Source organism: Actinomadura sp. 3N407, from assembly GCF_052245875.1.
GTDB lineage: Bacteria > Actinomycetota > Actinomycetes > Streptosporangiales > Streptosporangiaceae > Spirillospora.
Genome location: NZ_JBQQBP010000005.1, coordinates 316,324 through 342,519 on the forward strand (window position 1 = coordinate 316,324; position 26,196 = coordinate 342,519).

Annotated in this window: 27 protein-coding genes; 17 read left to right on the forward strand and 10 right to left on the reverse strand. The window is 69.4% G+C overall.

All coding sequences use genetic code 11. The annotated features are described in order from the left end of the window. Positions 1 to 324: 324 nt before the first annotated feature. Both rpoB and ACTWPP_RS15010 read left to right on the forward strand, forming a co-directional pair. Positions 325 to 3,792, forward strand: a complete 3,468-nt coding sequence (gene rpoB, locus ACTWPP_RS15005) for a DNA-directed RNA polymerase subunit beta (protein WP_443104845.1) — start codon at positions 325 to 327, stop codon at positions 3,790 to 3,792. Between the two features lie 20 nt (positions 3,793 to 3,812). After that, positions 3,813 to 7,685: a DNA-directed RNA polymerase subunit beta' gene (locus tag ACTWPP_RS15010; RefSeq protein ID WP_443104846.1), complete on the forward strand. Its 3,873-nt coding sequence runs from the start codon at positions 3,813 to 3,815 to the stop codon at positions 7,683 to 7,685. A gap of 277 nt (positions 7,686 to 7,962) precedes the next feature. On the opposite strand, the gene ACTWPP_RS15015 is transcribed toward ACTWPP_RS15010, so the two are convergent. Further along, the gene (locus ACTWPP_RS15015; RefSeq protein WP_443104847.1) at positions 7,963 to 8,670 is read right to left on the reverse strand and encodes a TetR/AcrR family transcriptional regulator; all 708 of its coding nucleotides are present in this window, start codon (positions 8,668 to 8,670) and stop codon (positions 7,963 to 7,965) included. Between the two features lie 99 nt (positions 8,671 to 8,769). On the opposite strand from ACTWPP_RS15015, the gene ACTWPP_RS15020 reads away from it, so the two are divergent. Further along, complete coding sequence (locus ACTWPP_RS15020; protein ID WP_443104848.1) at positions 8,770 to 9,726, forward strand: ABC transporter ATP-binding protein; 957 nt, start codon at positions 8,770 to 8,772, stop codon at positions 9,724 to 9,726. Then, a complete protein-coding gene (locus ACTWPP_RS15025; RefSeq protein ID WP_443104849.1) occupies positions 9,719 to 10,516 on the forward strand; it encodes an ABC transporter permease in 798 nt (265 codons plus the stop codon). The genes ACTWPP_RS15020 and ACTWPP_RS15025 overlap by 8 nt, the downstream gene beginning before the upstream one ends. A 351-nt stretch (positions 10,517 to 10,867) precedes the next feature. On the opposite strand, the gene ACTWPP_RS15030 is transcribed toward ACTWPP_RS15025, so the two are convergent. After that, on the reverse strand, positions 10,868 to 11,485 hold the full coding sequence (locus ACTWPP_RS15030) for a hypothetical protein (RefSeq protein ID WP_443104850.1): 618 nt from the start codon (positions 11,483 to 11,485) through the stop codon (positions 10,868 to 10,870). Between the two features lie 339 nt (positions 11,486 to 11,824). On the opposite strand from ACTWPP_RS15030, the gene ACTWPP_RS15035 reads away from it, so the two are divergent. After that, entirely contained in the window at positions 11,825 to 12,052 is a 228-nt protein-coding gene (locus tag ACTWPP_RS15035; protein ID WP_443104851.1) for a hypothetical protein, read from the forward strand. A gap of 215 nt (positions 12,053 to 12,267) precedes the next feature. On the opposite strand, the gene ACTWPP_RS15040 is transcribed toward ACTWPP_RS15035, so the two are convergent. From ACTWPP_RS15040 to ACTWPP_RS15060, 5 genes are all read right to left on the reverse strand, one after another. Continuing rightward, complete coding sequence (locus ACTWPP_RS15040) at positions 12,268 to 12,654, reverse strand: VOC family protein (protein ID WP_443104852.1); 387 nt, start codon at positions 12,652 to 12,654, stop codon at positions 12,268 to 12,270. Positions 12,655 to 12,657: 3 nt separating this feature from the next. Then, positions 12,658 to 13,011 carry an ArsR/SmtB family transcription factor gene (locus tag ACTWPP_RS15045; RefSeq protein WP_443104853.1) on the reverse strand — a complete coding sequence of 118 codons (354 nt, stop codon included), beginning with the start codon at positions 13,009 to 13,011 and terminating at the stop codon, positions 12,658 to 12,660. Continuing rightward, entirely contained in the window at positions 12,998 to 13,432 is a 435-nt protein-coding gene (locus tag ACTWPP_RS15050; RefSeq protein WP_443104854.1) for an SRPBCC domain-containing protein, read from the reverse strand. Before ACTWPP_RS15050 ends, ACTWPP_RS15045 begins: the two co-directional genes overlap by 14 nt. Before the next feature lie 122 nt (positions 13,433 to 13,554). Continuing rightward, positions 13,555 to 13,785: a hypothetical protein gene (locus tag ACTWPP_RS15055; protein WP_443104855.1), complete on the reverse strand. Its 231-nt coding sequence runs from the start codon at positions 13,783 to 13,785 to the stop codon at positions 13,555 to 13,557. 111 nt (positions 13,786 to 13,896) lie between these two features. Continuing rightward, a complete protein-coding gene (locus tag ACTWPP_RS15060) occupies positions 13,897 to 14,286 on the reverse strand; it encodes an ATP-binding protein (RefSeq protein ID WP_443104856.1) in 390 nt (129 codons plus the stop codon). A 161-nt stretch (positions 14,287 to 14,447) separates the two neighbouring features. Here ACTWPP_RS15060 and ACTWPP_RS15065 point away from each other — a divergent pair, with 161 nt between their 5' ends. From ACTWPP_RS15065 to ACTWPP_RS15080, 4 genes are all read left to right on the forward strand, one after another. Continuing rightward, positions 14,448 to 15,263 (forward strand): helix-turn-helix domain-containing protein, encoded by an 816-nt coding sequence (locus tag ACTWPP_RS15065; RefSeq protein ID WP_443104857.1) that lies wholly within the window; start codon positions 14,448 to 14,450, stop codon positions 15,261 to 15,263. Further along, positions 15,254 to 15,436, forward strand: a complete 183-nt coding sequence (locus ACTWPP_RS15070; RefSeq protein ID WP_443104858.1) for a DUF397 domain-containing protein — start codon at positions 15,254 to 15,256, stop codon at positions 15,434 to 15,436. Before ACTWPP_RS15065 ends, ACTWPP_RS15070 begins: the two co-directional genes overlap by 10 nt. Before the next feature lie 38 nt (positions 15,437 to 15,474). Beyond that, positions 15,475 to 15,657 carry a DUF397 domain-containing protein gene (locus ACTWPP_RS15075; protein WP_443104859.1) on the forward strand — a complete coding sequence of 61 codons (183 nt, stop codon included), beginning with the start codon at positions 15,475 to 15,477 and terminating at the stop codon, positions 15,655 to 15,657. 396 nt (positions 15,658 to 16,053) lie between these two features. Next, complete coding sequence (locus ACTWPP_RS15080) at positions 16,054 to 16,728, forward strand: hypothetical protein (protein ID WP_443104860.1); 675 nt, start codon at positions 16,054 to 16,056, stop codon at positions 16,726 to 16,728. 104 nt (positions 16,729 to 16,832) lie between these two features. On the opposite strand, the gene ACTWPP_RS15085 is transcribed toward ACTWPP_RS15080, so the two are convergent. Then, the gene (locus ACTWPP_RS15085) at positions 16,833 to 17,636 is read right to left on the reverse strand and encodes a HEAT repeat domain-containing protein (RefSeq protein ID WP_443104861.1); all 804 of its coding nucleotides are present in this window, start codon (positions 17,634 to 17,636) and stop codon (positions 16,833 to 16,835) included. 136 nt (positions 17,637 to 17,772) lie between these two features. Between ACTWPP_RS15085 and ACTWPP_RS15090 the strand changes: the two genes are divergently transcribed. Further along, positions 17,773 to 18,426 carry a hypothetical protein gene (locus ACTWPP_RS15090; RefSeq protein WP_443104862.1) on the forward strand — a complete coding sequence of 218 codons (654 nt, stop codon included), beginning with the start codon at positions 17,773 to 17,775 and terminating at the stop codon, positions 18,424 to 18,426. A gap of 44 nt (positions 18,427 to 18,470) precedes the next feature. Here ACTWPP_RS15090 and ACTWPP_RS15095 read toward each other — a convergent pair whose 3' ends face one another. After that, positions 18,471 to 19,073 (reverse strand): CGNR zinc finger domain-containing protein, encoded by a 603-nt coding sequence (locus ACTWPP_RS15095; RefSeq protein WP_443104863.1) that lies wholly within the window; start codon positions 19,071 to 19,073, stop codon positions 18,471 to 18,473. A 21-nt stretch (positions 19,074 to 19,094) separates the two neighbouring features. On the opposite strand from ACTWPP_RS15095, the gene ACTWPP_RS15100 reads away from it, so the two are divergent. From ACTWPP_RS15100 to ACTWPP_RS15115, 4 genes are all read left to right on the forward strand, one after another. Continuing rightward, positions 19,095 to 19,547, forward strand: coding sequence for a VOC family protein (locus tag ACTWPP_RS15100; protein ID WP_443104864.1), 453 nt, complete (start codon positions 19,095 to 19,097; stop codon positions 19,545 to 19,547). Between the two features lie 317 nt (positions 19,548 to 19,864). Further along, a complete protein-coding gene (locus ACTWPP_RS15105; RefSeq protein WP_443104865.1) occupies positions 19,865 to 20,731 on the forward strand; it encodes an alpha/beta fold hydrolase in 867 nt (288 codons plus the stop codon). Continuing rightward, on the forward strand, positions 20,728 to 21,330 hold the full coding sequence (locus tag ACTWPP_RS15110; protein WP_443104866.1) for a TetR family transcriptional regulator: 603 nt from the start codon (positions 20,728 to 20,730) through the stop codon (positions 21,328 to 21,330). The genes ACTWPP_RS15105 and ACTWPP_RS15110 overlap by 4 nt, the downstream gene beginning before the upstream one ends. Positions 21,331 to 21,345: 15 nt before the next feature. Then, the gene (locus tag ACTWPP_RS15115; protein WP_443104867.1) at positions 21,346 to 21,882 is read left to right on the forward strand and encodes a methyltransferase family protein; all 537 of its coding nucleotides are present in this window, start codon (positions 21,346 to 21,348) and stop codon (positions 21,880 to 21,882) included. Here ACTWPP_RS15115 and ACTWPP_RS15120 read toward each other — a convergent pair. Further along, positions 21,844 to 22,326, reverse strand: a complete 483-nt coding sequence (locus tag ACTWPP_RS15120; RefSeq protein ID WP_443104868.1) for an Lrp/AsnC family transcriptional regulator — start codon at positions 22,324 to 22,326, stop codon at positions 21,844 to 21,846. The genes ACTWPP_RS15115 and ACTWPP_RS15120 overlap by 39 nt on opposite strands. A 34-nt stretch (positions 22,327 to 22,360) precedes the next feature. On the opposite strand from ACTWPP_RS15120, the gene ACTWPP_RS15125 reads away from it, so the two are divergent. The 3 genes from ACTWPP_RS15125 to ACTWPP_RS15135 all read left to right on the forward strand — a co-directional run bounded on the left by ACTWPP_RS15125 (position 22,361) and on the right by ACTWPP_RS15135 (position 26,092). Further along, on the forward strand, positions 22,361 to 23,182 hold the full coding sequence (locus ACTWPP_RS15125; protein ID WP_443104869.1) for an EamA family transporter: 822 nt from the start codon (positions 22,361 to 22,363) through the stop codon (positions 23,180 to 23,182). Positions 23,183 to 23,193: 11 nt separating this feature from the next. Beyond that, a complete protein-coding gene (locus tag ACTWPP_RS15130) occupies positions 23,194 to 24,174 on the forward strand; it encodes an aldo/keto reductase (RefSeq protein ID WP_443104870.1) in 981 nt (326 codons plus the stop codon). A gap of 241 nt (positions 24,175 to 24,415) precedes the next feature. Continuing rightward, the gene (locus ACTWPP_RS15135; protein ID WP_443104871.1) at positions 24,416 to 26,092 is read left to right on the forward strand and encodes a hypothetical protein; all 1,677 of its coding nucleotides are present in this window, start codon (positions 24,416 to 24,418) and stop codon (positions 26,090 to 26,092) included. The last annotated feature ends 104 nt before the right edge of the window (positions 26,093 to 26,196 follow it).

Below are 26,196 nucleotides of genomic sequence, written 5' to 3' on the forward strand. Positions count from 1 at the left end.
TACACGGCCCTGCCGGCCCCGGCGGGCGAAGGCTTAAACTATGGCCTTCCTCACTGCAGGTCAGGGCCCGAAAAGTCCAAGTCCGCTCTTGACTGAGAGGCGCTGAGGGGCGATGCTCCATGGCAACGTGATGCATACTGCGGCGCTAGAGTTGCGAGCGGTGTACCAGTCGGCTACACTGCCCCTTTGCGCTGCCCTCTGACTATCCGCGTGTGAGAGCACCCCTGCCGTGGTCCCTTTTGGACCCCTTTGTGCAGGTCTCGGACGTGGATCGTCTGGCGTGCGTGTCGTCAGTTACGCCGCGAGCCCTCGGAAGGACCACTCTTGGCAGCCTCGCGCAACGCCTCGAATACCGCAACCGGTCCGAACCGCGTCTCCTTCGCGCGCATCAAGGAGCCGCTCGAAGTCCCGGACCTCCTTGCTCTGCAGACCAACTCCTTTGACTGGCTGCTGGGCAACGAGAGGTGGAAGGCCCGGGTCGAGGCGGCCCAGAAGGCCGGAAGTAAGAGCGTCCCGACCCAGTCGGGGCTGGAGGAGATCTTCGAAGAGATCAGTCCGATCGAAGACTTCTCCGGAACCATGTCCCTGTCGTTCCGCGACCACCGGTTCGAGCCGCCCAAGTACTCCGTCGAGGAGTGCAAGGACAAGGACATGACCTACTCCGCCCCCATGTTCGTCACGGCGGAGTTCATCAACAACACCACCGGTGAGATCAAGAGCCAGACGGTGTTCATGGGCGATTTCCCGCTCATGACCCCCAAGGGCACCTTCATCATCAATGGCACAGAGCGGGTCGTCGTCTCCCAGCTGGTCCGCTCGCCCGGCGTGTACTTCGACCGGGCCCTCGACAAGGCGTCCGACAAGGACATCTACGGCTGCCGGGTCATCCCGAGCCGGGGCGCCTGGCTCGAGTTCGAGATCGACAAGCGCGACAACGTCGGCGTCCGCATCGACCGCAAGCGCAAGCAGCCCGTCACCGTGCTGCTGAAGGCGCTCGGCTGGGACGAGGCGCGCATCCGTGAGCGTTTCGGCTCCTACGAGTCGATCAACGTCACCCTGGAGAAGGACCACACCTCCGGCCAGGACGATGCCCTCCTGGACATCTACCGCAAGCTCCGCCCGGGTGAGCCGCCGACGCGCGAGTCCGCGCAGACGCTGCTGGAGAACCTGTACTTCAACCCGAAGCGCTACGACGTCGCCAAGGTCGGGCGCTACAAGATCAACAAGAAGCTCGGCCTCGACCTGGACATGAACCAGGGCACGCTCACCGAGGACGACATCGTCTCCACGATCGAGTACCTCGTCCGGCTGCACGCCGGCGAGGAGGAGGCCACCCTCAGCGCGGTCGCGGTGCCGATCGAGGTCGATGACATCGACCACTTCGGCAACCGGCGCCTGCGCACCGTGGGCGAGCTGATCCAGAACCAGGTCCGCCTGGGGCTGGCCCGGATGGAGCGCGTCGTCCGCGAGCGGATGACCACCCAGGACGTCGAGGCGATCACGCCGCAGACCCTGATCAACATCCGGCCGGTCGTCGCCTCCATCAAGGAGTTCTTCGGTACCAGCCAGCTGTCGCAGTTCATGGACCAGACCAATCCGCTGGCCGGGCTGACGCACAAGCGGCGGCTGTCCGCGCTGGGTCCCGGTGGTCTGTCGCGTGAGCGGGCGGGCATGGAGGTCCGCGACGTCCACCCGTCCCACTACGGCCGCATGTGCCCGATCGAGACGCCGGAAGGCCCGAACATCGGGCTGATCGGCTCGCTCGCCGCGTTCGGCCGGGTCAACCCGTTCGGGTTCGTCGAGACGCCCTACCGCCGGGTCACCGACGGCATCGTCACCGACGAGATCGACTACCTGACCGCCGACGAGGAGGACCGCTTCGTCGTCGCGCAGGCCAACTCGCTGATCAACGACGACGGCACCTTCGTCGACGACCGCGTCCTGGTCCGGCTCAAGGGCGCCGAGGTCGAACTCGTCCCCGCCCGCGAGGTCCAGTACATGGACGTCTCGGCGCGGCAGATGACCTCGGTCGCCACCGCGATGATCCCGTTCCTAGAGCACGACGACGCCAACCGCGCGCTGATGGGCTCCAACATGCAGCGCCAGTCCGTCCCGCTGCTGCGCAGCGAGGCGCCGCTGGTCGGCACCGGCATGGAGTACCGCGCCGCGACCGACGCCGGCGACGTCATCACGGCCGAGAAGGCCGGCGTCGTCGAGGAGGTCTCCGCCGACTACGTGACCGTCATGAACGACGACGGCACGAGGACGACCTACCGCGTCGCCAAGTTCAAGCGGTCGAACCAGGGCACCTGCTTCAACCAGAAGCCGATCGTCGAGGAGGGCCAGCGGGTCGAACTCGGCCAGGTCGTCGCCGACGGTCCGTGCACCGACGACGGCGAGATGGCGCTCGGCAAGAACCTCCTCGTGGCGTTCATGCCGTGGGAGGGCCACAACTACGAGGACGCCATCATCCTCAGCCAGCGCCTGGTGCAGGACGACGTCCTCTCCTCGATCCACATCGAGGAGCACGAGGTCGACGCCCGCGACACCAAGCTGGGCCCCGAGGAGATCACCCGGGACATCCCGAACGTCTCCGAGGAGGTCCTGGCCGACCTCGACGAGCGCGGCATCATCCGCATCGGCGCCGACGTCGTCCCCGGCGACATCCTGGTCGGCAAGGTCACGCCCAAGGGCGAGACCGAGCTGACCCCGGAGGAGCGGCTGCTGCGGGCGATCTTCGGTGAGAAGGCCCGTGAGGTCCGCGACACCTCGCTGAAGGTGCCGCACGGTGAGCAGGGCAAGGTCATCGGCGTCCGGGTGTTCTCCCGCGACGAGGGCGACGAGCTCCCGCCCGGCGTGAACGAGCTGGTCCGGGTGTACGTCGCGCAGAAGCGCAAGATCACCGACGGCGACAAGCTGGCCGGCCGGCACGGCAACAAGGGCGTCATCTCCAAGGTTCTCCCGGTCGAGGACATGCCGTTCATGGAGGACGGCACCCCGGTCGACATCGTCCTGAACCCGCTCGGCGTCCCCGGGCGCATGAACGTGGGCCAGGTCCTGGAGACCCACCTCGGCTGGGTCGCATCCCGCGGCTGGAAGGTCGAGGGCGACGCCGAGGACTGGCAGAAGGCCCTCAAGGCGATCGGCGCCGACGAGGCCGAGCCGTGGACGAAGACCGCCACGCCGGTGTTCGACGGTGCCCGTGAGGACGACGTCACCGGCCTGATCGCGAGCACGCTGCCCAACCGCGACGGTGACCGCATGGTCGCGCCGGGCGGCAAGGCCCGCCTGTTCGACGGCCGCACCGGCGAGCCCTACAAGGACCCGATCTCGGTCGGCTACATCTACATCCTCAAGCTGCTCCACCTGGTCGACGACAAGATCCACGCGCGGTCGACCGGCCCGTACTCCATGATCACCCAGCAGCCGCTCGGCGGTAAGGCCCAGTTCGGCGGCCAGCGCTTCGGTGAGATGGAGGTGTGGGCACTGGAGGCGTACGGCGCCGCCTATGCGCTCCAGGAGCTGCTGACCATCAAGTCCGACGACGTCCTCGGCCGCGTGAAGGTGTACGAGGCCATCGTCAAGGGCGAGAACATCCCCGAGCCCGGCATTCCCGAGTCCTTCAAGGTGCTCATCAAGGAGATGCAGTCGCTGTGCCTCAACGTCGAGGTGCTCTCCAGCGACGGCATGTCCATCGAGATGCGCGACACCGACGAGGACGTCTTCCGTGCGGCGGAGGAGCTCGGCATCGACCTGTCCCGGCGTGAGCCGAGCAGTGTCGAAGAGGTCTGATCAACTCAAGGGGAAATCTGTTGCTTGACGTCAACTTCTTCGACGAGCTACGCATCGGCCTGGCGACCGCTGACGACATCCGCCAGTGGTCGCACGGCGAGGTGAAGAAGCCGGAGACGATCAACTACCGGACCCTCAAGCCGGAGAAGGACGGGCTCTTCTGCGAGAAGATCTTCGGTCCGACCCGGGACTGGGAGTGCTACTGCGGTAAGTACAAGCGCGTCCGGTTCAAGGGCATCATCTGTGAGCGCTGCGGCGTCGAGGTGACCCGTGCCAAGGTGCGCCGTGAGCGGATGGGCCACATCGAGCTGGCCGCGCCGGTCACGCACATCTGGTACTTCAAGGGCGTCCCGTCCCGCCTCGGCTACCTGCTGGATCTGGCCCCGAAGGATCTCGAAAAGATCATCTACTTCGCGGCCTACATGATCACCAGCGTGGACACCGAGCGGCGCGACCGCGACCTGCCCACGCTGGAGGCCCACATCTCCGTGGAGCGCCAGCAGATCGAGCAGGCCCGCGACGCGCAGGTCGAGGCCCGCCAGCAGAAGCTGGAGGGCGACCTGGCGGAGCTGGAGGAGGCCGGCGCGAAGGCCGACCAGAAGCGCAAGGTGCGCGACGGCGCCGAGCGGGAGATGAAGCAGCTGCGCGACCGCGCGCAGCGCGAGATCGACCGTCTCGACGAGGTCTGGAGCCGCTTCAAGAACCTCAAGGTCCAGGACCTGGAGGGCGACGAGCTGCTCTACCGCGAGATGCGCGACCGGTTCGGCAAGTACTTCGACGGCGGCATGGGAGCCGCGGCCATCCAGGCCCGGCTGCAGAACTTCGACCTCGACGCCGAGGCCGAGAAGCTGCGCGACATCATCCGCACCGGCAAGGGCCAGAAGAAGGCCCGCGCCCTCAAGCGGCTGAAGGTCGTCTCCGCGTTCCTCAACACCCGCAACAGCCCGCTCGGCATGGTGCTGGACTGCATCCCGGTGATCCCGCCGGACCTGCGTCCGATGGTGCAGCTGGACGGCGGCCGTTTCGCGACGTCCGACCTGAACGACCTGTACCGCCGTGTCATAAACCGGAACAACCGGCTCAAGCGCCTGCTCGACCTGGGCGCGCCCGAGATCATCGTCAACAACGAGAAGCGGATGCTGCAGGAGGCCGTCGACGCGCTGTTCGACAACGGCCGCCGCGGCCGCCCGGTCACCGGGCCCGGCAACCGTCCGCTGAAGTCGCTGTCGGACATGCTCAAGGGCAAGCAGGGCCGGTTCCGGCAGAACCTGCTGGGCAAGCGGGTCGACTACTCCGGCCGTTCGGTCATCGTCGTCGGCCCGCAGCTGAAGCTGCACCAGTGCGGCCTGCCCAAGCAGATGGCGCTGGAGCTGTTCAAGCCGTTCGTCATGAAGCGGCTCGTCGACCTCAACCACGCACAGAACATCAAGTCCGCCAAGCGGATGGTCGAGCGGGCCCGCCCGGTCGTGTGGGACGTGCTGGAAGAGGTCATCACCGAGCACCCGGTTCTGCTGAACCGGGCGCCGACCCTGCACCGTCTCGGCATCCAGGCGTTCGAGCCGCAGCTGGTCGAGGGCAAGGCCATCCAGATCCACCCGCTCGTCTGCACCGCGTTCAACGCGGACTTCGACGGCGACCAGATGGCCGTGCACCTGCCGCTGTCGGCCGAGGCGCAGGCCGAGGCGCGCATCCTGATGCTGTCGACCAACAACATCCTGAAGCCGTCGGACGGCAAGCCCGTCACCATGCCCACCCAGGACATGGTCATCGGCCTGTACTGGCTGACGACGCAGAAGGACGGGGCCGTCGGCGAGGGCCGCGCGTTCGGGTCGGTCGCCGAGGCGATCATGGCCTACGACCGGGCCGAGCTGGACCTTCAGGCGAAGATCCACCTGCGGCTGAAGGACGCACCGCCGCCGCGCGACTGGATCGCGCCCGAGGGTTACGAGCCGGGCCAGCCGTACCGGCTGGAGACCACGCTCGGCCGCGCGATGTTCAACGAGACGCTGCCGGACGACTTCCCGTTCGTCGACGACGAGATCAGCAAGAAGCAGCTGTCGGCGATCGTGAACGAGCTGGCGGAGACGTACCCGAAGGTCGCCGTCGCCAACGCCCTCGACGCGCTGAAGAGCGCCGGGTTCCACTGGGCGACCAGGTCCGGTGTCACGATCGCGATCGACGACGTTCTCGCGCCGCCGAACAAGCAGGAGATCCTGGGCGGCTACGAGCAGCGCGCCGAGAAGGTGCAGCGGGAGTTCAACCGCGGCCTGATCACCGACGATGAGCGCAAGCAGGAGCTCATCGAGATCTGGAACAAGGCCACCGCGGACGTCGCGGTGGACATGGAGGCGTCCTTCCCGAAGGACAACCCGATCTGGATGATGATCCAGTCGGGTGCCCGCGGCAACCCGCTGCAGCTCCGCCAGATCGCCGGCATGCGCGGCCTGGTCTCCAACCCCAAGGGCGAGACCATCCCGCGTCCGATCAAGTCGTCGTTCCGCGAGGGCCTGTCGGTCGTCGAGTACTTCATCTCGACGCACGGCGCCCGCAAGGGCCTGGCCGACACCGCGCTGCGCACCGCCGACTCGGGTTACCTGACCCGCCGCCTGGTGGACGTCGCGCAGGACGTCATCGTCCGCGAGGAGGACTGCGGCACCGACCGCACGATCCCCTTCGAGGTCGCCGACAAGCTGTCCGACGGCACCCTGGTCAAGCTGGCCACCTCGGAGACGAGCCTGGTCGGCCGCACCATCGCCGAGGACGTCGTCGTCGACGGGACGGTCATCTTCCCGGCCGACACCGACCTGTCCGACGCGGTCGTGTCGCGCCTGGTCGAGGCGGGCGTGGACAAGGTCCGCACCCGCAGCGCCCTGGTCTGCGAGGCCAAGATCGGTGTCTGCGCCGCCTGCTACGGCCGTTCGCTGGCCACCGGCAAGCGGGTCGACGTCGGTGAGGCCGTCGGCATCATCGCCGCGCAGTCCATCGGCGAGCCCGGCACGCAGCTCACCATGCGGACCTTCCACACCGGTGGTGTGGCGGGCGGCGACATCACGCACGGTCTGCCGCGTGTCCAGGAGCTGTTCGAGGCCCGCATCCCCAAGGGTGTGGCCCCGATCAGCGAGGTCGCCGGCCGCGTCAAGATCGACGAGACGGAGAAGGCCCGCAAGGTCGTCGTCGTCCCGGACGACGGCTCCGACGAGATCGCCTACCCGGTGCCGATGCGGTCCCGCCTCCTGGTCAAGGAGGGCGAGGCCGTCGGCGTCGGCCAGCAGCTCATCGCGGGCGCCATCAACCCGCACGAGGTGCTGCGCATCCTCGGTCCCCGCGCCGTGCAGCTCCACCTGGTCCAGGAGGTCCAGGAGGTCTACCGGTCGCAGGGCGTGTCGATCCACGACAAGCACATCGAGATCATCGTCCGCCAGATGCTGAAGCGGGTGAACATCCTCGAGTCGGGCGACACCGACCTGCTGCCCGGTGACCTGATCGAGCGGCCGATCTTCGAGGGGCGCAACCGGAACGTCGTGGCCGAGGGCGGGGTCCCCGCCGCCGGCCGTCCCGTCCTGATGGGCATCACCAAGGCCTCGCTCGCGACCGAGTCGTGGCTGTCGGCGGCGTCCTTCCAGGAGACGACCCGGGTGCTCACCGAGGCGGCGATGCACGCCAAGAGCGACCCGCTGCTGGGCCTCAAGGAGAACGTCATCATCGGCAAGCTCATCCCGGCCGGTACCGGCATGCCGCAGTACCGCAACGTCCGGGTCGAGCCCACCGAGGAGGCCAAGGCGGCGGTGTACTCCGTCGGCTCCTACGACGACGGCGCCGAGTACGCCTTCGGCCAGGGCTCCGGCGAGGCCGTCCCGCTGGAGGAGTACGACTTCGGCCAGTACAACCGGTAACACCCGCACCACGCGCAAAGGCCGCCGCCCGCACCACCTGGGCGGCGGCCTTCCGCATGTCCGGGGAGAACGGGGTGCCGAGGAAGCCGGGGCCCTCGCGTCGGCGAGCGCGGTGAAAACCGCCTGGGCGATCGACTCGGCGTCGGGCCGGTCCGGCGGCGGCACCGAGGTACTCGTCCGGCTCCGACCGCCATCCCTTGATGTCGCCCTCGACGCCGCCCCGTGTGAAGCCTCGTCGTAGCTCTGCGTGGCGCCCGGAGTGACGGGCGCGCCGGGGTCAGGGATCGGATGTTTCGCGGACCAGGCGTTGGACGCGGTCGACGTCCGGTAGCTGCGAGGTGGCGTCGTCTCGTGGCGGGGACGGCTCGTTCGCGGCGTTCGCCGGGTCCATGAGCCGGTGCAGGCCGGTGCGCAGCAGCGCGCCGTCGACGGAGTCGGCGCCGCTGAGCGCGAGGAGCGAGATGCCCTGGTCGAGCGCGGCCATGAGCCGCGCGACGTCGTCGGCCGGGAGGTCCTCGCCGGGTGGCCGGCTTGCGGACGCGACGCGTCCGTAGGCGTCGATCATCGCCTGAACCCGTGCGCGGAGCGAGCCGCGAAGCCTGTCGTCGCGGGCCGCGGTCGTGATGAACTCCAGCGTCGCGAGGCCGACGCCGCGCACCATCTCCGCCGCGCCGGTCTCGTCCTGCTCCGGCGCGCAGTCCTTGCTCGCCGCCGTCGCGAAAGGGTCCCAAGCGTCGCCGCGCAGGGTCTCCAGGTTGTAGTCCATCACGGCCAGGAACAGCTCCGCCTTGCCGCCGAAGTTCGAGTAGACCGCACCCTTGGAGAACCCGGCCTCGCCCGCGATGCCCTCCAGGCTCGCGCCGTGGTAACCGTCGCGGGCGAACGCCACCAGCGCCGCCATGGTGAGCGCGTTACGGGTCTCGCGCTTGCGCTCGGCCCGGCTTCGCCGCACACGGGCGGTGGACGTCGAGTGCCGTTGATCCATGATTCATCCTAATTGACGTACCTTGGGTATCACGATACCGATGGTATCTAAATACCTGTAGTATTTTAATACCGCTAGTATCTCATTGTGGGAGGTGCCATGGGTGCGGTGCTGGAGGTCGAGGACCTCACGAGACGGTTCGGCCCGGTCGTCGCGAACGAGCGGGTCGGCCTGCGGGTCCGGGCCGGAGAGGTCGTCGGGCTGCTGGGGCACAACGGCGCCGGCAAGACCACCCTGGTCTCACAGGTCGTGGGGCTGCTCAAGCCGGACGGCGGATCGATCCGGGTGGCGGGTGTGGACGCGGTCGCGGACCCGGCGACGGCGCGCCGCTGCGTGGCGCTGCAAGCCCAGGACCAGGCGCCGATCGACGGCCTGACCCCCAGGGCGGCCATCGAGATCGCCGGGCGGCTGCGCGGCATGACCCGGGCGGACGCGAGGGCCGCCGCGCGCACCCTGGCCGACGAACTGGACATCGGCGAGTGGTTCGGCCGCCGGGCCACGCCGAACGGCGGCGGGCTGTCCGGTGGCGTGCGCCGCCTGACCGCGTTCGCCATGGCGGCGGTCGCGCCGGTGCCGCTGGTCATCCTCGACGAACCGACCAACGATGTCGACGCGGCCCGGCGCCGGCGCCTGTGGGAGACCGTCCGCCGGCTCGGCGACGATGGTGCGGGGGTCCTGCTCGTCACCCACAACGTCGTGGAGGCCGAGCGCGTGGTGGACGAACTGGTGGTGCTCGACCGGGGTGAGGTCGTCGCCGCCGGGTCGCCGAGCGCACTCAGGGGGACGGGCGACCACGACCTGCGGCTCGAGCTCTCGCTGCATCCGGACGGCGAGGACCCGTCCGAGCCCCTTACGGACGTGCCGATCCCGATCGCCCGCAGGGTGCGCGCCCGCCGGCGGGTGCTGCTGACCCTCGGCGCGGCCGACGCCGAGGCCGCCGTCGCCTGGGCCACGACTCTGCGCTCGGACGAGCGCATCGAGGGTTACGCGCTGGCCCCCACCACCCTCGAAGACGTCTACCTCGCCACCACCAAGGAGCCGGTCGGCGATGTCTGAGTCGACGGCCGTCGCGACGCCGTCGCGAGTGCCCGCCGGCGTCCCGCCCCGCACCGGCCTCTGGACGACCTACGGGACGCTGTTGCGCTGGACCCTGGCCCAGATCGGCGCCGTGCTGCCGCTGATCATCGTCGTCCAGGCGCTGCTGGCCGCCGGAGTCATCATCGGTTTCGGGTTCCTCATCCCCGACATCGACACCGCCGCGGCGCGGTTCCTCTCCACGGGCGCACCCACCGTGCTGCTGATGGTCATCGGCCTCGTCATGGTCCCGCAGGGCGTGGCGCAATCACGCACGAACGGCACGTTCACCTATCTGCGTACGCTGCCGGTGCCGCGCCCGCTGCTGCTGCTGTCCGAGTTGACGGTGTGGATGCTCGTCGCCCTGCCGAGCATCCTCGTCGCGGTGGTCGTGGCGTGGCTGCGATACGACTTCGCCTACAGCTTCGACTGGCCCCTACTGGTGGCCGCGTCCGTCCTGATCGCGGTGATGGCCGCCGCGGTCGGTTACGCGATCGCCGTGCTCCTGCCCCCGTTGCTGGCCCAGCTCGTCACCCAGGTGCTGGTGTTCTTCGTGATGCTGTTCTCGCCGATCACCTTCCCTGCGACGCAGCTGCCCGGGTGGTTCCAGACGGTCCACGACGTGCTCCCGTTCCGTCCCTCCGCCGACCTGCTCCGCGCGGGGCTGGTGTCGCAGAACTACGGCGCGAGCTGGCGGGACTTCGCCGTCCTGCTGGCCTGGTGCGCGCTAGGGCTCGTGATCAGCGTCCGCGCACTGGTCCGCCGCGACTGAAGCCGCTGAGGCTCCGTTCGTGCGGGGGAGCCGTGGCCGTCCCCGCGGCGCCATCGTGGCCGCTCTGCGAAAGAACGCATGTCAGAGTGCGGGTCCGGCGGCGGCCGCACGACTCGGATGCCGATCGGGTTCAGAAAGAAAGTATGTCGAGTGCTTGCAACGTCGAGGCTTGCAGCCGCGAGCGCCCGCGCCATGCATCGTCCTTCTCAGCGCCAACGGCTGCCTGCCGGCTCCGACAAGCCCCGGAGCCCGGTCGGCCGGCCCCGAGCGGCCGCGGCCTCGGACGAGCCGGGCGGTCTGGGGCCGGTCGAGGTTGCGGGGACCGGCGGTTCGATCAGCGCTGGGGGAGTGTCAGTTGGGCGCCGAACGAACGCGCCAGTACTGGTTGTGGAACGGGCCGAAGTTGTCCAGGCGGGTGTGCCAGTCCGCACCGGGCCAGTTCCAGGGATCGCTGTTGGGGGCCAGGGCCACCGTGCGGTTTGCAAGCGGATAGATGGTGTGGCTGCCGTTGGGCACGTTCGTGGTGTTGAATCCCCAGCGCTGGCTCCCGTCGTCTTCGTCGCATGGCCGCAGGTAGACCAGGGTGAGCCGGTCGGTCTTGTCGGCCGTCATGCAGCGGCGGCTGGCGATGTTGCGGATGACGTAGCCGTCGCCCCGGGTGGCGATCCGCCATCGGTAGGTCCGTTCGTGGGTCGCGTCGTTGACCAGGAAGTACCCGTCGACCTCGTCGTCACCGGTGGTGTTCCACACGTCGGGGACCAACTGCAGTCCTGTCTGGACGTGATCGATGTAGACCGGCTGGTTGAGCGGGGGCGCCGCCGGGGCGGCCGCCGCCTGACGGGCGGGCTCTGCGGGCGCGGAGCCGGTGACGGAGGCGGCGGCGGCGGACGCCCCCGTGAGCGCGGTCGTGGTGAGCGCAGAGATGGCGAGGGCTGCTCGGATCGGACGGCGGCGGGGGATGGTGTTCACGGGGCACTCCGTTCTGCGATGACGATCGGGATGGCAACAGCCGTTCCGTGGACCCACAGCGACCACGGATACGCGAGCCGATACAGAGAGTATTCACTTGACCGCATTTAGTGACATGGTCGGAAGGGTGAGACCCCCCTGGCGCTCTGACACGGCGTACCGGTCGTGAAGGAAGCTGCAAGTGCCGCACGCCCGGCCCGGTACCGGGCCCACCGGCGTTGACCTGGGCGTTTGGTCGCCTTCTTGACTCTTTGGGGTGTTTTGTTGCTGGATGTCCCGGGGACGATGACAGCCGTTGGCTGATGCGCACGACGGGGGAGAAAGCATATGAAGAGGGTCATGACCGGCGCCTTGATCGCCGCGGTCGTCGGGATCACCGGTACGGGCGGCGCCATCGCCGCCGAGGCGTCCAACGCGCCCGCACGCCAGGACTGCCGCACCTACTCCAGCGTCACCGAGTGCGGCCAGTCCCAGCTCACCGAGAAGCAGAAGGCGTGCGTGACCACGGCGACCCGGCAGGGCATGACCGAACGCCGCGCCAAGGTGGAGTGCCGCGCCTTCGCCTGACCCGCCGCGCACCCGAAGGGCCCGTCCCACCCGGACGGGCCCTTCGCCGTCGGTTCACGCGCCGGCCTCGTCGTGCAGGCCGTGCCGCAGGGCGTAGAGCACCGCGGCGGCGCGGGCCCGCCATCCGGGTTCTCGGCCCGGTTGGCGCACGCTTTGGACGCGACCCTCGTCCCGCCCGCCGCTTGACGCCCCACCGCAGGACGGTGCCTGGCGCTTCAGGCGTCGTCGGGGTTGCGGACGATGTGCGGGACGCCGACAGGGTTGCTGATCCAGTGAGCGTCCATCCCGGAGGGGAGCGGCTCCAGCTCGTCCTGGACGCCGATGCCATGCGCGGCCAGGTGTGCGGTGGCGCGGTCGACGTCGTCGGTGAACAGCTCCAGCCAAAGGTCGGGGTGCGCGTAGTTGTCGACCCGGTCGAACCACAGGGTCACCGGTCCGAACTGCACAGAGGCGCTCTGCGCCACGCCGCCGGCGATGGTTTCGCCGCCATGGTCGGTCACCTCCATGCCGAGTACGTCACGGTAGAAGGCGACGGTGCGGTCGAACTGAGCCTTGGGAAGCTTCATGGCGATGTTGTGACCGCCTCGGAACGTCGGGTTCATGGTTCATTCCTCCTGGGTCTGGTCGAGATGGTCACGCAGGCCGTCCAGGTGGCCGTCCCAGTCACGCGCGAGCGCGGCCAGGAACGACTGGGCCACTGCGACCGGCCCCGTCTGCAGGCGGTAGCGAATCCGACGCCGCTCCCCGGCCTCGGCCCGGACCAGCCCGGCGTCGGTCAGCAGCCGGAGGTGTTTGGCGATGGCCTGTCGCGAGATGGGCAGCCGGTCGGCCAGATCGGTCGCCGTCGCGGGTCCGCGCGCGGCGAGCTCGGCGAGGATGCCGCGCCGGGTCGGGTCCGCGAGCGCGGTGAACACCGCTTGGGCGATCGGCTCGGCATCGGGGTGGTCAGGCCGTGGCATCGAGGTACTCGGCCAGTTCGGCCAGCTCCTTCCGCCATCCCGTGACGTTGCCCTCATAGGCGGCGGCGAGTTCGTCGGGCAGCTGGGCGAAGCCGGTCTCCACGACCGTGAGCCGGGTACCGGTGGGCGTCGGCTCCAGGGTGAACTCCACGTAGGTACGGCGCGGATCGCTCGGCGGCAACCCCTCGATCGCCCATGTGTAGGCGAACAGGCGGGGCGGCTCGACGACCTGGATGTACAGGGTGTTCTCCTCGTCGGGCCCCCACCGCACACGGGCCTGGCCGCCGGGGCGCAGGTCGTCGATCTCGGCACTGGACCCGAACCAGCCACCCAGACCTTCGGGCGTGGTCAGAGCCGCCCACACCTTCTCGGGAGGGTGGTGAAGTTCGAGCACGCGCTCGATGCGATCCGGTACGGGCACCATGACCTCCATTTAACGCAACCAATTGGTTGCAACATATATCGCAACCACTCAGTTGCGCAACTTCGGGCTCGGCCCGCCGACGGCGCTAGGGGTCATCGGGGGCGTGATCTCGGCTCAACTCACCACGTGGACGGGTACATCCGGTGCTTGAGGAGATCGCCGACCACCTCGGCCGCCGACTTCGCGTCACCACACGGAAAGAGGAACCCGCGCCGCCCACACGGAGCCTCGTGGTAGCCCCAGGTGCCGCCCGGGGTGGCCAGGACGCTCACCACGATCCCGATGTCCTCGGCGCCGTTGGCGTAGACCCGCAGGAGCGGAACCGGCACGGGCCGGTAGAGCTTGATCAATCGCCACCCCCTGCGGCCGCAGCGCCACCGCGAGCGTGTCCAGATACCGGACGGCGGTCCTCCGCCCCATGCGCGTCCGACAGTGCAGCACGCCGCGCTCCATCCGTGCGCTCAGCACTTCGCCCACGTGACCTTCCCTCCTTCCAGCAGCGGCCGAGTTCCCCACTCCACGGCCAGCCGCGACACCATGAACAGCCCGCGCCCGCACGTGGCCGCGTGATCCTCCGGCTGAACCGCCGGCCGCCCCTCCCCGCCGTCCCACGCCTCGATCACGGGACGCCCGTCGCGCTCGTCCCGCAGCACCCGGACGACGATCGGCCCGTCCCCGTGGACCAGCGAGTTCGTGACGAGTTCGGAGACGACGACCCGCGCATCCGAGTCGTCCGCGATCCCCCACTCCCGGAACCGTTCGGCGACGAACCTCCGCGCCAACGCCGGCGCCCTGTCGGACGGTTCGAGGACGAGCGTCGGCGCCTCAGGCGCGACGGCTGTCGGAGGCATCGGGCACCACCTTTTGGCTGAGTCGTGAACTTCCAGCCACAGCCAGCCACAATAGAAGTACTCTGCGTTACAAAGCGCAGGCCCTTTGTGGCAAGTCAGGCTCCGTGCGCCCACTCCACTTGGGTGTTGGTTGGGCGCCCTTTACGAGGGAGGATGAGGACATGGCTCCACAGCGGAAGCGTGGGACGGTCTCGCCGACGCTGCTCGCCTTCGGACGCCGGTTCCGGCGGCTCCGGGAGGCCAAGGGCTGGACGCAGGAAGCCGTCGCCCGGCGCGCGAACGGCGGCATGGGGGTAAAGCCGCAGTACATCGGGGCCGTCGAGAACGGCCGCACCCGCTGCACGCGCGAGTTCGCGGAAACGATGGACCACGCGCTCGACGCGAACGGCGAACTGCTCTACCTCTACGACGACCTGGTCAAGGACGCCACGTTCCCCACCTGGTTCGACTGGCACACCATCGAACCCGAGGCCGACATGCTCCAGTCGTACCAGCCGCTCCTCATTCATGGTCTGCTCCAGACCCCTGCGTACGCCTCCGCGCTCCTCAAGGGCGACAAGGAGGCGGTCGATGCGCGAATGAACCGTCAGAGTGTCCTGACCAGGGAGAGTCCGGCCCCGCCGGAATTCTCCGTCCTCCAGGACGAGGTATCCCTGCACCGACTCACCGGCAGTCCCGAAATCATGAAAGAGCAGCTGGAGCAGGTAATTCACCTCGCAGAGGAGGGCATCGTCACTCTCCAAGTGGTACCGAGCAGGGGCGAGCATCTCGGTAACCTCGGTGCGTTCAACCTCGCTACGATGCCCGACAGGAGTGAAATCGCCTACGTAGACATGACGGTGCGTGGGCTGACTCTCACCGACCCTGACGACATTGCAGGCGTCAGCAGAGCACTTCTCTCGGCTCGCTCGCACGCTCTGCCCGTGGAGCATTCACTCAACGTAATTCGTAAGGTGGTAGACGAAAAATGGACCTGACCAGGGCCGTATGGCGCAAGTCGAGTTACACAGGCCCCAACGGGGGTGACTGCGTGGAGCTGACGTCGGTCCCCGGCACGGTGGCCGTGCGTGACAGCAAGGATCCGGACGGTCCAAAATTGCTCGTGAGGCGGCAGGTCTTCGCGGCGCTGCTGTCCGATCTGAAGCGATAGCCCCGTCCCCTAACACCGACCCCGGACGGTGGAAGAAGATGGACCTGACTAAGGCCGCATGGCGTAAGTCCAGCTACACCACTGCCAACGGCGGTGAGTGTGTGGAGTTGGCCTCGGTTCCCGGCACCGTCGCCGTACGTGACAGCAAGGACCCTGGCGGTCCGAAGCTGCTGGTGAGTCGGCGTGCATTCGCGGCGTTGCTGTCCCAGATCAAGCGGTAGCACGCGTCCCTGCGCACCAAGCCTGGACGGCGGGACTGACTAACCGTGGTGGGGGCTCGGTCTCGATCGGGTTCTCCGCGCAAAACCAGCGCGGGCTCAGCCGGGCGGGCGGGGAGCTCGGCCACACCACCGCGCGGCCGCTCTCCAGGTACCGGTCGATCACTGGCAGGACGTCGCCGGTGAGGTGCCGGTCGACGTGCGGCGCGGGCGGCCACACCCGCCACGACTGCCGCCAGGCCGTGACGCGACAGCGAGCGCCGCGACGGCGGCGAGGGTCACCCAGGTCCTCGGCTTCACACGCCGCACCGTAACGGAGGCTCGGCCGGGTCGTGTCCGTGGACGCCCCGTCCGCCCGTCCGACCACTTCCCAGTACCAGGCGCGATAGCGTTCCGCGCATGATGCGGGATATCGGTGACGCCTCGTCCGCCTGGGGCTTCATCCGTGACTTCGTCGCGTCCTGGCGCGTGCCGCTGGCCCCGGACGACGGCTGGCCTGAGGCAACGCTCGCCGAAGCCGAAGACCGACTGGACCTGGGCCTCCCACTCGCGATGCGCGAGGCGTACGGGCTGTTCGGCCGCCGCAAGGACCTGACCAGCATCCAGGACGAGTTGCTGGATCCGCCCCGCCTGTACGTGGACGACGGAGTCCTGGTGTTCCGGGTTGAGAACCAGGCCGTCTGGCATTGGGGCATCTCCGTCGCGGCGCTGGACGAGCCCGATCCGCCAGTCGTCGTCCGCTCGTACATGGGCAACGACACTGGGCGGTGGGAGCCTTGGCTGGAGCGGTTCTCACTCGCGTGCGTGGAGATCGTCCTCTCAGGGTCTCTGTTCTCCTCGGAAGAACTGAGTGACAACCGGCCCTTGGAAGACGACGAGTCCGGCGTTCTGTCCCGGCGTTACGCTCGCCTTCCTCTCCCGGAGTACGGGACGCCGTCGACCCTCTGGTTCACTGCGCCGGACCTGATCATGCGGGACGACCATCGCGTCTGGCTGTGGGTGCGGGCCCGGACCCCCGATGCCTTGGCGGAGGTCCGGCGAGAACTCCCGGGTGACTGGCTCATGGGCACCTGAAGGCGCGCCGCGCCGGTCCAGGCCTGAGGGCGCCCTGTGGTGGCCCCAACCCGACCTGCGATTGCGCCCCACCTGTGCTCTGGATCGCTTCCAAGGGTCAGTGATCACGGTGACGCATGGACCGCCTCCACCGCCTCCCGGACGTCCGGGTGCGGGTCATCGGCGAGACTGTCCAGCAGATCGGCGACCCCAGGGGTGGTCCAGCGGGCGACCGCCCACACCAGCTCCTCCCGCACGCCGGGGTCGGGGTGGACGGCGAGGCGGGTCAGTTCGGCGAGCGGGCCCCGCCGACGCATGCCGAACCAGTGCAGTGCCTCCCGCAGGACGGCCGGGTCTCCGGGGTCGCCGGCTGCCGCCACCCGGGCGAGCAGCACTCTGGCGGGTGGTGGCGGACCGTCCAGCGGATGAGGCGACCGCTCTCGCAGGCGCCGCGCCCCGTACTCTCCGCGTACCCGGCATCCGAAGCACGTGCAGGGACGGACGCCATGCGCGTCCGGCTGGTACCGCCAGCCCACGACCTGTGGCGCGGTGCGGATTCGGTGCACTTCACGCGGCCGGATCGCCCGGGGTACGAAGACCTCCCAACCGCGCGGGTCGTCCAGTGCGGCGATCCTCCGGACCGCCTCGGCCGCGGGAACGGTGGACTGGGCGTTCCGCGTCCGGTCCGCATAGCGCCCGACCAGCACGGTCTGGTCGTCGTCCAGCCGCACGTGCACGGCCACAAGCCGGCCCTGGCTGCCGAAACGGGCCAGTTCGCGCAGCCATTGGTGGGTGAGGGTGTACGACGGCAGTACCGGGAAGCAGTACACCCCGCGCACACCGCCTTGTCCCTGGCCGGCCGCCCGGATCCCGGAACGTCGGATGCGCGGCGCGTTCGCCGTCGACGTCAGGTGCACGAACATCGCCATGAACTGGCATGTTAGATGGCTGATCCCGTGGGATCCTCACGGTATGAGGAGAGGGCCGGATATGGCTCTCCGTTGCGTCCGGCGGTGGGTGTCGCCCCGCGCCTGAGCGACGCGACCTGGACATGCTGATGGGGGTATGCGATTGAGCGTGACGGGCACGTGGCTTGTCGGGGCCATTCCCGACCGCGAAGCGAACGAGTTGCTGGCCCGCTTCTCCGACGCTTTGAGCGGACCGGGCCCGATGCAGCCCCGGGCTTTCGCCGAGGCTCTGGAGTGGTGGACCACTGCCGGAGAGCAGGAAGGCTTCTTCGAGAGAGTCCCCGGCAAGGACTGGGAGCGCGCGACCGACGCTGCATATCGGCTCGCCTCGCTTGTCGACGGCGCCAATCCCGAAACGGAGCTGAGCGAAGCGGCATGGGACGCGTGCATGGACCTGATGGGCGACGAGGGCGAAGACGCTCTGCTGGGAGTGGCGGCTCGCAAGGCGTCTCCGGTCGCGGCTTTGTGCTACGCGCTCGGAGCGGAAAGCATGTCGATGCTCCCAGGCCGGTTCGGGAACTTCCTGCTCTCGCACGCCGAGGTCCTGGCCGGTCTTCCTCGCGCGGAGCGAGCCCTCCAGCCTGCTGGGGCCCGGCGCGCACAGACGCTCCAGCGAATCGGCACCTGGATGAAGGAGATGGGTGACGAGCCCAACTTCGATGCAGAAAAGCTTCTCGACGGCCCACTGCGAGTGCTGCGTCACGCTGCGGCGACGGGCTACGGCGCCGCCGCATTCACCAGGTGGTACTGACACGTCACGCCAAGGACTCATCCACAGATCTTGGTGACTTCTCGTCATTCTTGGTCGGCGTGGCGGGAGCGTAGGGCTCTTACCTTGTGGAGGTTGCCGCAGTGCTCCATGGAGCACCAGCGGCGGCGGCCGGGGCGTGAGGTGTCGACGTAGACCAGTTGGCAGTTCTCGCCGGCGCAGGTGCGGATGCGGTGAGCGGAGGGGCCGGTCAGCAGTTCGATGGCGTCCTGGGCGACGGTGGCCAGCAGGTGCGTGCCGGTGGGGGTCCCGGCCCACTGCCGCTCCCCGGTCGGGGTGATGGCGGGTGCTAGGGCCGGGCGGGCGGCGGCCTTGTTGAGGGTCTTCAGGTCGCCGGGCGGGTACGGGTCGCTGTGCAGGTGGGCGAGGACCACCCGGAACAGTGCGTCGCGCAGGTTTCGCGCGTTGGTCACTTCGGTTTTTGAGATCTGCAGTGCCGGTGTCGGGGTCAGGCGTGACCGGTCGGCCCAGTCGGACAGGTCGTCGGGCCCGTGCAGGACCTCGTACCGGCGGTAGGGGCCGGGGCCGCCGGTGACCAGCAGTTCCAGGCACAGTGCGCCGGGGTCGAACCGGTAGGCGACGCCGGTACGGGAGTGCAGCGTCAACCCTATGCTTGCGGAGGGAACCATGTAACTACTATAACTGGTTACATGGCATTGGGATGGAAGCTGGTCATCGACAGCGCGGACGCGGACGCGATCGCTGATTTCTGGGCCGAGGCCCTGGGGTACGAGGTGGAGGATCCCAGCGCGCTGATCGAACGGCTGCTGGCCGCCGGCCGCATCGGTGAGGAGGCGGTCGTCGAGCATCGCGGTCGTAAGACCTTCCGCGGATATGCCGCGATCCGCCACCCCGAGGACCCGTTCGACGAGGTCAGTGGCGTCGGCCGTGGCCGGCGGCTGCTCTTCCAGGACGTGCCCGAGGGCAAGTCCGGCAAGAACCGTCTGCACATCGACGTCCACAGCGAGCCCGGGGACCTCGACAAGCTGGTGGCCCGGCTGGAAGGGCTGGGAGCGACCCGCGTCCGCGAGGTCGACCAGGGGCCTGCCGGACACTGGTGGGTCATGCAGGATCCCGAAGGCAACGAGTTCTGCGCCGCGTAGGCCAGGCCGGGTGGGGGCTGGACCTCGGGGTCGTCCCACCCGGCCTGCCGTGGATCTGTGGTCGGTCCCACTGGCCGGGCTCGTAGTCACCGGCCGGGAGCCGGGTGATGACGTTGATGCGGTTGTAGGCGTTGATGAGGGCGATGACGAACACCAGGGCGGCGAGCCGGTCTTCGTCGTAGTGCTTGGCGGCGTCCTCCCAGACCTCGCGGCGCGGCCGAATGTGACGTCGGCCGAAGTGACGCGCGTCTCCCGATCGCGTATGGACATACATTCTGTATGTATGTTTTTGTGGGAGGACGGGATGGGAGGTCGGTATGGCGCGCAGCGGGATGCTCGGGGAGGCGAAGAAGGTCGAGTTGCCGCAGGGGGTCGTCGCCTACCGGGAGGTCGGTGAGGGGCCGCCGGTGGTGTTCGTGCACGGCCTGCTCGTCAACGCCGACCTCTGGCGGAACGTGGTGCCCGCGGTGGCCCGTGGCGGGCATCGGTGCCTCAGCCCCGACCTGCCGCTGGGATCCCACGAGATCCCGATGCGGGCGGACGCCGACCTCAGCCCGGTCGGAGTGGCCGACCTCATCGGTGATTTCCTGGCGGCGCTCGACCTGACGGACGTCACCCTGGTGGCCAACGACACCGGTGGCGCGCTGGTACAGGTGCTGATGGTGCGGCGACCGGAGCGGATCGGGCGGGTGGCGTTCGCCACCTGTGACGCCCTGGAGCGGTTCTTCCCGCCGGTGTTCAGGTTCCTGCCGCCGGGGGCTCGGCTGCCGGGCTCGGGCTGGGTGCTGGCCCAGGCGCTGCGTCCCCGCCTGTTCCGCAGGCTGCCGGTCACCTTCGGGTGGCTGTCGCGGCGGCCCGTGCCCGACGAGGTGATGGACTCGTATCTGCGGCCGGCCCGCGACGACGGTGGCGTGCGGCGTGATCTGCGGCGCTTCCTGGTCGGCGTGCACCGGCGGTACACGCTGGCCGCCGCCGAGGAGTTCGGGTCCTTCGACCGGCCGGTGCTGCTGGCGTGGGCGGAGAACGACCGGCTCTTCCCGATGTCGCTGGCCCGGCGCCTGGCGGACCTGTTTCCCGATGCCCGGCTCGTGCCGGTGGCCGACTCCGCCACGTTCGTCCCGGAGGACCAGCCCGCGGTGCTGGCCGGACTGATCAACGAGTTCGCGCCGGTGTCGCGCCGATGAGCCCGCGTCGCACGCAGGAACGGTCGCTGCGGACGCGGGAGGTGCTGATCGCCTCCGCGCGGCGGCTGTTCGCCGAGCGCGGCTACGCCGCCGTGCCCGCCGAGGAGATCGTCGCTGCGGCGGGTCTGACCCGGGGGGCGCTGCATCACCATTTCGGTGACAAGAAGGAGCTGTTCCGGGCGGTGCTGGAACAGGTGGAGGGCGAGATCGTCGGCCGCGTCGGCGAGGCGATCGGCGGGGCCGCCGATTCGTGGGACGCCACGACCGGGGGACTGGCCGCGTTCCTGGACATCTGCGAGGAACCCGAGGTGATCCAGATCGCGCTGCGGGACGCGCCCGCGGTGCTCGGCTGGGCGGCCTGGCGCGAGATCGAGGCCGCCCACGGGATGGGCCTCATCAAGGCGGGACTTCAGATGGCCATCGACGAGCGGGTCCTCACGCGGCAGCCACTGGACGTCCTCGCCCACCTCATCCTGAGCGCCGTCATCGAGGCCGCCCTGCTCATCGCGCACGCGTCCGACCGCGGCACCGCCCGTGCCGAGGCGGAACGAACCCTTGTCGCCCTGCTGGCCGGTCTCCGCGCCGGGGAGCACCGGTGATCCGGAGGAGGACGTATGCGCAGGTCCAGGGCCGTGGCCGGTACCTCGGTGTTCGTTGTGCTGGCGCCCGGAGTCGTGGCGGGGGCGGTCCCGTGGTGGATCACCGGCTGGGACGCCGGGCCTCGTCTCGCGTTCGAACCGGCATGGTGGATCGCGGCGCTCATCCTCATCACGGCCGGCTCGGCCGTCTTGCTGCATGCGATCGTCCGGTTCGTGGTCGAAGGGGCGGGCACTCCCGCGCCGATGGGGCCGACCGACCATCTTGTGGTCGGCGGGTTGTACCGCTACGTCCGAAACCCGATGTATCTGGCGGTGACCGCGGTCATCGCGGGTCAGGCGTTGCTGCTCAACCGGCCCGTGCTGCTGGTGTACGGGCTGTCCGCGTGGATGGTCAACGCCGCCTTCGTCCGCTGGTACGAGGAGCCCGCCCTGAGCCGCCGCTTCGGTGCGGAGTACGACGCCTATAGGACGGGCGTGCCGGCGTGGCTGCCCCGTCTTCGCCCGTGGACGCCGTCAGTCGAGGGGGAGAGGGCGCCGGGGGACGGGCGATGACTGAAGGATCGAGGTCGTCGTGCGGGCGTAGGGCGTGAAGTGGTCGAGGATCGGTTCGAGTTCCTCGACCGCACGCAGGTGGGCGATGAAGTAGAAGCAGTCGTCACCGGTGATGCGGTGGCATTCGACGATCTGCGGGATCTCGTCGGCGATTTTGGGGATGCGGCTCAGCTCGCGGGGGCTCGGGCTCACCCGGACGAGAACGGCAATGGGGAAGCCCAGGGCGACCGGATCGACGGTGGCGTGGTAGCCGGTGATGATGCCTGTGTCCTCAAGGCGCTGGACGCGTTCGGCGACGGCCGGGGCGGACAGCGCGACGCGGCGGCCCAGTTCGGCGAGGGTCGCGCGGCCGTCCCGCTGCAGCTCCGTGAGGATCCTTAGGTCGATCGTGTCGAGCGGCTTGGGTTCGTAGGCGCGGCCTGGACGGCCCCTTCGGTTCGCCATTCCTCCAACTTACGGACAGACCGACGATACGGCCATGTCGTTTCCGCCCTGGTCGTACTTCGTCGGGAGCGCGGTCTTCCACTATCTGGGCCCCTCGTTCGCCGTGCTGTTGTTCTCCCGCGTGGGGCCGCTGGGCGTGGCCGGGCTGCGCATCTGGAGCGCCGTTCTCGTGTTCGTGCTGTGGCGCCGCCCCTGGCGGAGGTTCAGCCGGGACGGGTGGCGGACGATCGTCGTCTGGGGCGCCGTCCTCGCGGTCATGAACTCGTCCTTCTACATGGCCATCGCGCGGCTGCCGCTGGCGACGGTGGCGGCGATCGAGTTCCTGCCCGTCATCGTGCTCGCGGCGCTGGGGGTCCGGACGGCCCGCAACTTCGTCGCCCTTGCGGCAGCCGTGGGCGGCGTGTACGTGCTGACGGACGTGCGCCTTGAGGGCGAGCCACTGGGATTCGTCTTCGCGTTCGCCAATGCGGGACTGTTCGCCCTGTACGTGGTGGTCGCGCATAGGGCGGCACGGTCGGACGCGGGGGGCATCGACGGCCTGGCCATGGCGATGGTCGTCGCGACGGTGTTCGTCCTGCCTCTGGGCGGCGTACAGGCCGCGACCGTGTTGACGGATCCGGTGGCGCTCGCCGCAGGCATCGGGGTGGGCATCTCGTCGTCGGTCATTCCCTACGTGTGCGACCAGTTGGCGATGGCACGGCTCAGCCGCGCCACCTACGCGTTGATGGTCGCGCTGTTGCCGGCGACCGCCACTGTGATCGGGTTCGTCGTGCTGCGGCAGGTCCCGACGGGAGCGGAACTCGCCGGGGTGGGGCTGGTGGTCGCCGCTGTGGCGGTGCACCGTGGAGAACGTTGAAAGGAGCCGGCATGGAACAGGTACGTCTCGGCACGTCGGGGATGAAGGTCTCGCGGATCTGCCTGGGGATGATGAGCTACGGCGACCCGGCCGTGCGGGCGTGGGCGCTGGAGGAGGACGCGGCGGAGCCGATCGTCCGGCGGGCCGTGGAGTCGGGGGTGACGTTCTTCGACACCGCCAACGGTTACTCGAACGGAGTGAGTGAGGAGATCACCGGACGACTCCTCCCGAAGCTCTTCGCCGAGCGGGACGACTACGTCCTGGCCACCAAGGTGTGGATGCCCATGGGCCCGGGACCCAACGACCGGGGCCTGTCGCGCAAGCACGTGATGGCAAGCATCGACGCATCACTACGGCGGCTCGGCACCGACTATGTGGACCTCTACCAGATTCACCGGTGGGACTACGAGACGCCCATCGAGGAGACCATGGAGGCCCTGCACGATGTGGTGAAGTCGGGTAAGGCCCGGTACATCGGAGCGTCCAGCATGTACGCGTGGCAGTTCGCCAAGGCGCAACATGTCGCGGAGATGCGGGGCTGGACGAAGTTCGTCTCCATGCAGAACCACTACAACCTCGTCTACCGCGAGGAGGAGCGGGAGATGAACCCGTTGTGCGCCGACCAGGGTGTGGGTTTGCTGCCGTGGAGTCCCCTGGCCCGTGGGCTGCTGGCGGGGAACCGGGAGAGGGGCGGCGAACGTAAGACCGTCCGGTCCCGGAACGACGCCTTCGGCGACAACCTGTACACCGAAGCCGACTTCGACGTCGTCGACGCCGTGCGCGGGGTCGCCAAGGAGCGGGGTGTCCCGCCGGCGCAGGTGGCGCTCGCGTGGCTGCTGGACCGGCCCGCGGTGACGGCGCCGATCGTGGGCGCGACGAAACTCACCCACATCGAGGACGCGGTCGCAGCGGAGACCCTGAAGCTTGACGAGAAGGAGGTCGTGCGGCTGGAGGCGCCGTATCACCCGCACCCGGTCCGCGGGCATTCCTGACGGAACAGAAGCCGGCACCCCCGGAGCTGAACGTTCCGGGGGAGCCCGGCGTCTATGAAGAGTGATGATTTGCGATACCACCGGCGATCGGGGCAGGCTGGGGACGAGAACGCCCACGCATGGCGAGACGGCTACGTGGGGACATGGGTGACAAGGTTCGGAGGCCGCGTTATGCGCCGCGCGCTTCTGAACTTCCGGGAGCTGAGGAGCCCTGGGACGACGGCGCTGAAGGAGCCCGACGATGACCGAGAATGACGGCACGCAGGGACCGCATCGGCCGTTGCCGGAGGACGAGGGCCAGCCGAGGCCGTCCGAGGGTCAGGAGCCGCCCGCCCGGCCGCTGGGAGACCGCACCGTGGTGTTCGGAGCTCCGCAGCTGGGCGGCAACACCGCCGCGCCGCCGCCGGAGCCTCCGCAGGAGCCCCGCGAGGAGGAACGGCAGGCCCCGCCTCCGCCGCCCCCCACGATGGTCGAGCAGCCGATTCAGCAGTACGGCGAGCACCCACCGGCGCCGCCGCAGCAGCCGTTCGGCGGTCCCCAGGAACAGCAGTCGCCGTACGGGCAGCCGCCCGCCGGGGCGTACGGGCCGCCTCCCGGTCCGGGCGGGTTCCCGCCGCCGCAGGAGCAGTACGCCCCGCCGGGGGAGCAGCAGCCGTACGGTCAGCCCCAGCCCGGCTATGGTCAGCCGCCCGAGCAGCCGCCGTACGGCCAGGCGCCTGAGCCGCCGCCGTACGGGCAGCCCCCCGAGGCCCCGCAGTACGGGCAGCCGCCCCAGCAGCCCGGGTACCCGCAGCAGCCGACGCACGGTGCGCCCCAGGAGCAGCAGCCGCAGTACGGGCAGTCCCCGTTCGGAGGCCAGGGCGGAGCCTTCCCGGCGCCCGAGGCCGGTGCGCCCGGCGAGCAGGCGCCGCCGCAGCCGGAGCAGCTGCAGGAGGACCGCACGCTGATCGTCCCCGGTCCGCCCGCCGCGCCGGAGGGCGAGCCGCAGCGGCCGGTGGTGGACGACCAGGCGACGCTGCACTGGTCGCCGGGTACCGACATCCCGGTCGCGACCGGACCCGAGCGCAAGCAGGAGCCCCCGTCGGAGCCCTGGCAGGCCCCGACGCCGCCGTCCACGCCCGAGCCGTGGTCGCCGGAGTCGTCCCAGCCGGGCGGCGTCCAGCCGGCGCAGCCCGCGCAGCCGGGCCAGCACGGCCAGGTCGACAGTGAGCGGACGATGATGGTGCCGCCGCCCGAGTCCGGGTACGGCGCCGGCTCGCAGCCGACCGGCAATCCGGTGGAGGACCTGTACCGTCCGCCCGGTGAGAGCGGCGTGGAGGACGCGCGTCCGACCGAGGCGTTCGACCCGTCCCAGGGCCGCGCCGACCTGCAGGGCCGCGTCGAGCCGCAGGGCATGGCCGAGCACACCCGGATGGACATCGGCCAGCAGCAGTGGGGCCAGCAGGCCCAGCAGCAGGGCGGCCAGCAGTACGGGCAGCAGCAGGGGTACGGGCAGGCCGAGCAGTTCGGTGGCCAGCCCGCCGAGCAGCAGCAGTACGGCCAGCAGCCCTATGGGCAGCAGCAGGACTACGGCCAGCAGGGTCAGCAGCAGGACTACGGGCAGCAGGCTCAGCAGGGTTACGGCCAGCAGTACGGTCAGCCGGGCGAGCAGCAGCCCCAGGCCCCCGGTCAGGCTCCGGGGCAGGGGCAGCAGTTCGGCCAGCAGCAGCCCTACGGCCAGCCGGGACAACCGGGGCAGCCGGGCCAGCCCGGACAACCGGGCCAGGCCGGGCAGTACGGTCAGCCGGGGCAGTACGGTCAGCAGCCCGGTTACGGGGCCGAAGAGGGCAAGGGCAACAAGAACATGCTCCTGCTCATCGTCGGCGCCGTCGTCGTGGTGGTCATCATCGTGGTCCTGGTCGTCGCTTTCGTCCTGTAGGACGGCCTGGGGCGGCGTAAAAGCTGGTCCACGTCTTCCCCAACTGCGGGGATGTGGGACAGAATGCCGACGGGTCCACCCCTCCATCGGAGTGGGAACAACCG

Bases quoted from the DNA above. Each gene is read 5' to 3' on its own strand.
- ACTWPP_RS15080 (WP_443104860.1), top strand. From the start codon at position 16,054: ATGATGCGGGATATCGGTGACGCCTCGTCCGCCTGGGGCTTCATCCGT.
- ACTWPP_RS15040 (WP_443104852.1), bottom strand. From the start codon at position 12,654: ATGAACCCGACGTTCCGAGGCGGTCACAACATCGCCATGAAGCTTCCC.
- ACTWPP_RS15110 (WP_443104866.1), top strand. From the start codon at position 20,728: ATGAGCCCGCGTCGCACGCAGGAACGGTCGCTGCGGACGCGGGAGGTG.
- ACTWPP_RS15095 (WP_443104863.1), bottom strand. From the start codon at position 19,073: ATGGTTCCCTCCGCAAGCATAGGGTTGACGCTGCACTCCCGTACCGGC.
- ACTWPP_RS15090 (WP_443104862.1), top strand. From the start codon at position 17,773: ATGCGATTGAGCGTGACGGGCACGTGGCTTGTCGGGGCCATTCCCGAC.
- ACTWPP_RS15115 (WP_443104867.1), top strand. From the start codon at position 21,346: ATGCGCAGGTCCAGGGCCGTGGCCGGTACCTCGGTGTTCGTTGTGCTG.
- ACTWPP_RS15035 (WP_443104851.1), top strand. From the start codon at position 11,825: ATGACCGGCGCCTTGATCGCCGCGGTCGTCGGGATCACCGGTACGGGC.
- ACTWPP_RS15100 (WP_443104864.1), top strand. From the start codon at position 19,095: ATGGCATTGGGATGGAAGCTGGTCATCGACAGCGCGGACGCGGACGCG.
- ACTWPP_RS15060 (WP_443104856.1), bottom strand. From the start codon at position 14,286: ATGCCTCCGACAGCCGTCGCGCCTGAGGCGCCGACGCTCGTCCTCGAA.
- ACTWPP_RS15135 (WP_443104871.1), top strand. From the start codon at position 24,416: ATGACCGAGAATGACGGCACGCAGGGACCGCATCGGCCGTTGCCGGAG.
- ACTWPP_RS15025 (WP_443104849.1), top strand. From the start codon at position 9,719: ATGTCTGAGTCGACGGCCGTCGCGACGCCGTCGCGAGTGCCCGCCGGC.
- ACTWPP_RS15020 (WP_443104848.1), top strand. From the start codon at position 8,770: ATGGGTGCGGTGCTGGAGGTCGAGGACCTCACGAGACGGTTCGGCCCG.
- ACTWPP_RS15045 (WP_443104853.1), bottom strand. From the start codon at position 13,011: ATGCCACGGCCTGACCACCCCGATGCCGAGCCGATCGCCCAAGCGGTG.
- ACTWPP_RS15120 (WP_443104868.1), bottom strand. From the start codon at position 22,326: ATGGCGAACCGAAGGGGCCGTCCAGGCCGCGCCTACGAACCCAAGCCG.
- ACTWPP_RS15075 (WP_443104859.1), top strand. From the start codon at position 15,475: ATGGACCTGACTAAGGCCGCATGGCGTAAGTCCAGCTACACCACTGCC.
- ACTWPP_RS15065 (WP_443104857.1), top strand. From the start codon at position 14,448: ATGGCTCCACAGCGGAAGCGTGGGACGGTCTCGCCGACGCTGCTCGCC.
- ACTWPP_RS15015 (WP_443104847.1), bottom strand. From the start codon at position 8,670: ATGGATCAACGGCACTCGACGTCCACCGCCCGTGTGCGGCGAAGCCGG.
- ACTWPP_RS15085 (WP_443104861.1), bottom strand. From the start codon at position 17,636: ATGGCGATGTTCGTGCACCTGACGTCGACGGCGAACGCGCCGCGCATC.
- ACTWPP_RS15105 (WP_443104865.1), top strand. From the start codon at position 19,865: ATGGCGCGCAGCGGGATGCTCGGGGAGGCGAAGAAGGTCGAGTTGCCG.
- ACTWPP_RS15125 (WP_443104869.1), top strand. From the start codon at position 22,361: ATGTCGTTTCCGCCCTGGTCGTACTTCGTCGGGAGCGCGGTCTTCCAC.
- ACTWPP_RS15130 (WP_443104870.1), top strand. From the start codon at position 23,194: ATGGAACAGGTACGTCTCGGCACGTCGGGGATGAAGGTCTCGCGGATC.
- ACTWPP_RS15070 (WP_443104858.1), top strand. From the start codon at position 15,254: ATGGACCTGACCAGGGCCGTATGGCGCAAGTCGAGTTACACAGGCCCC.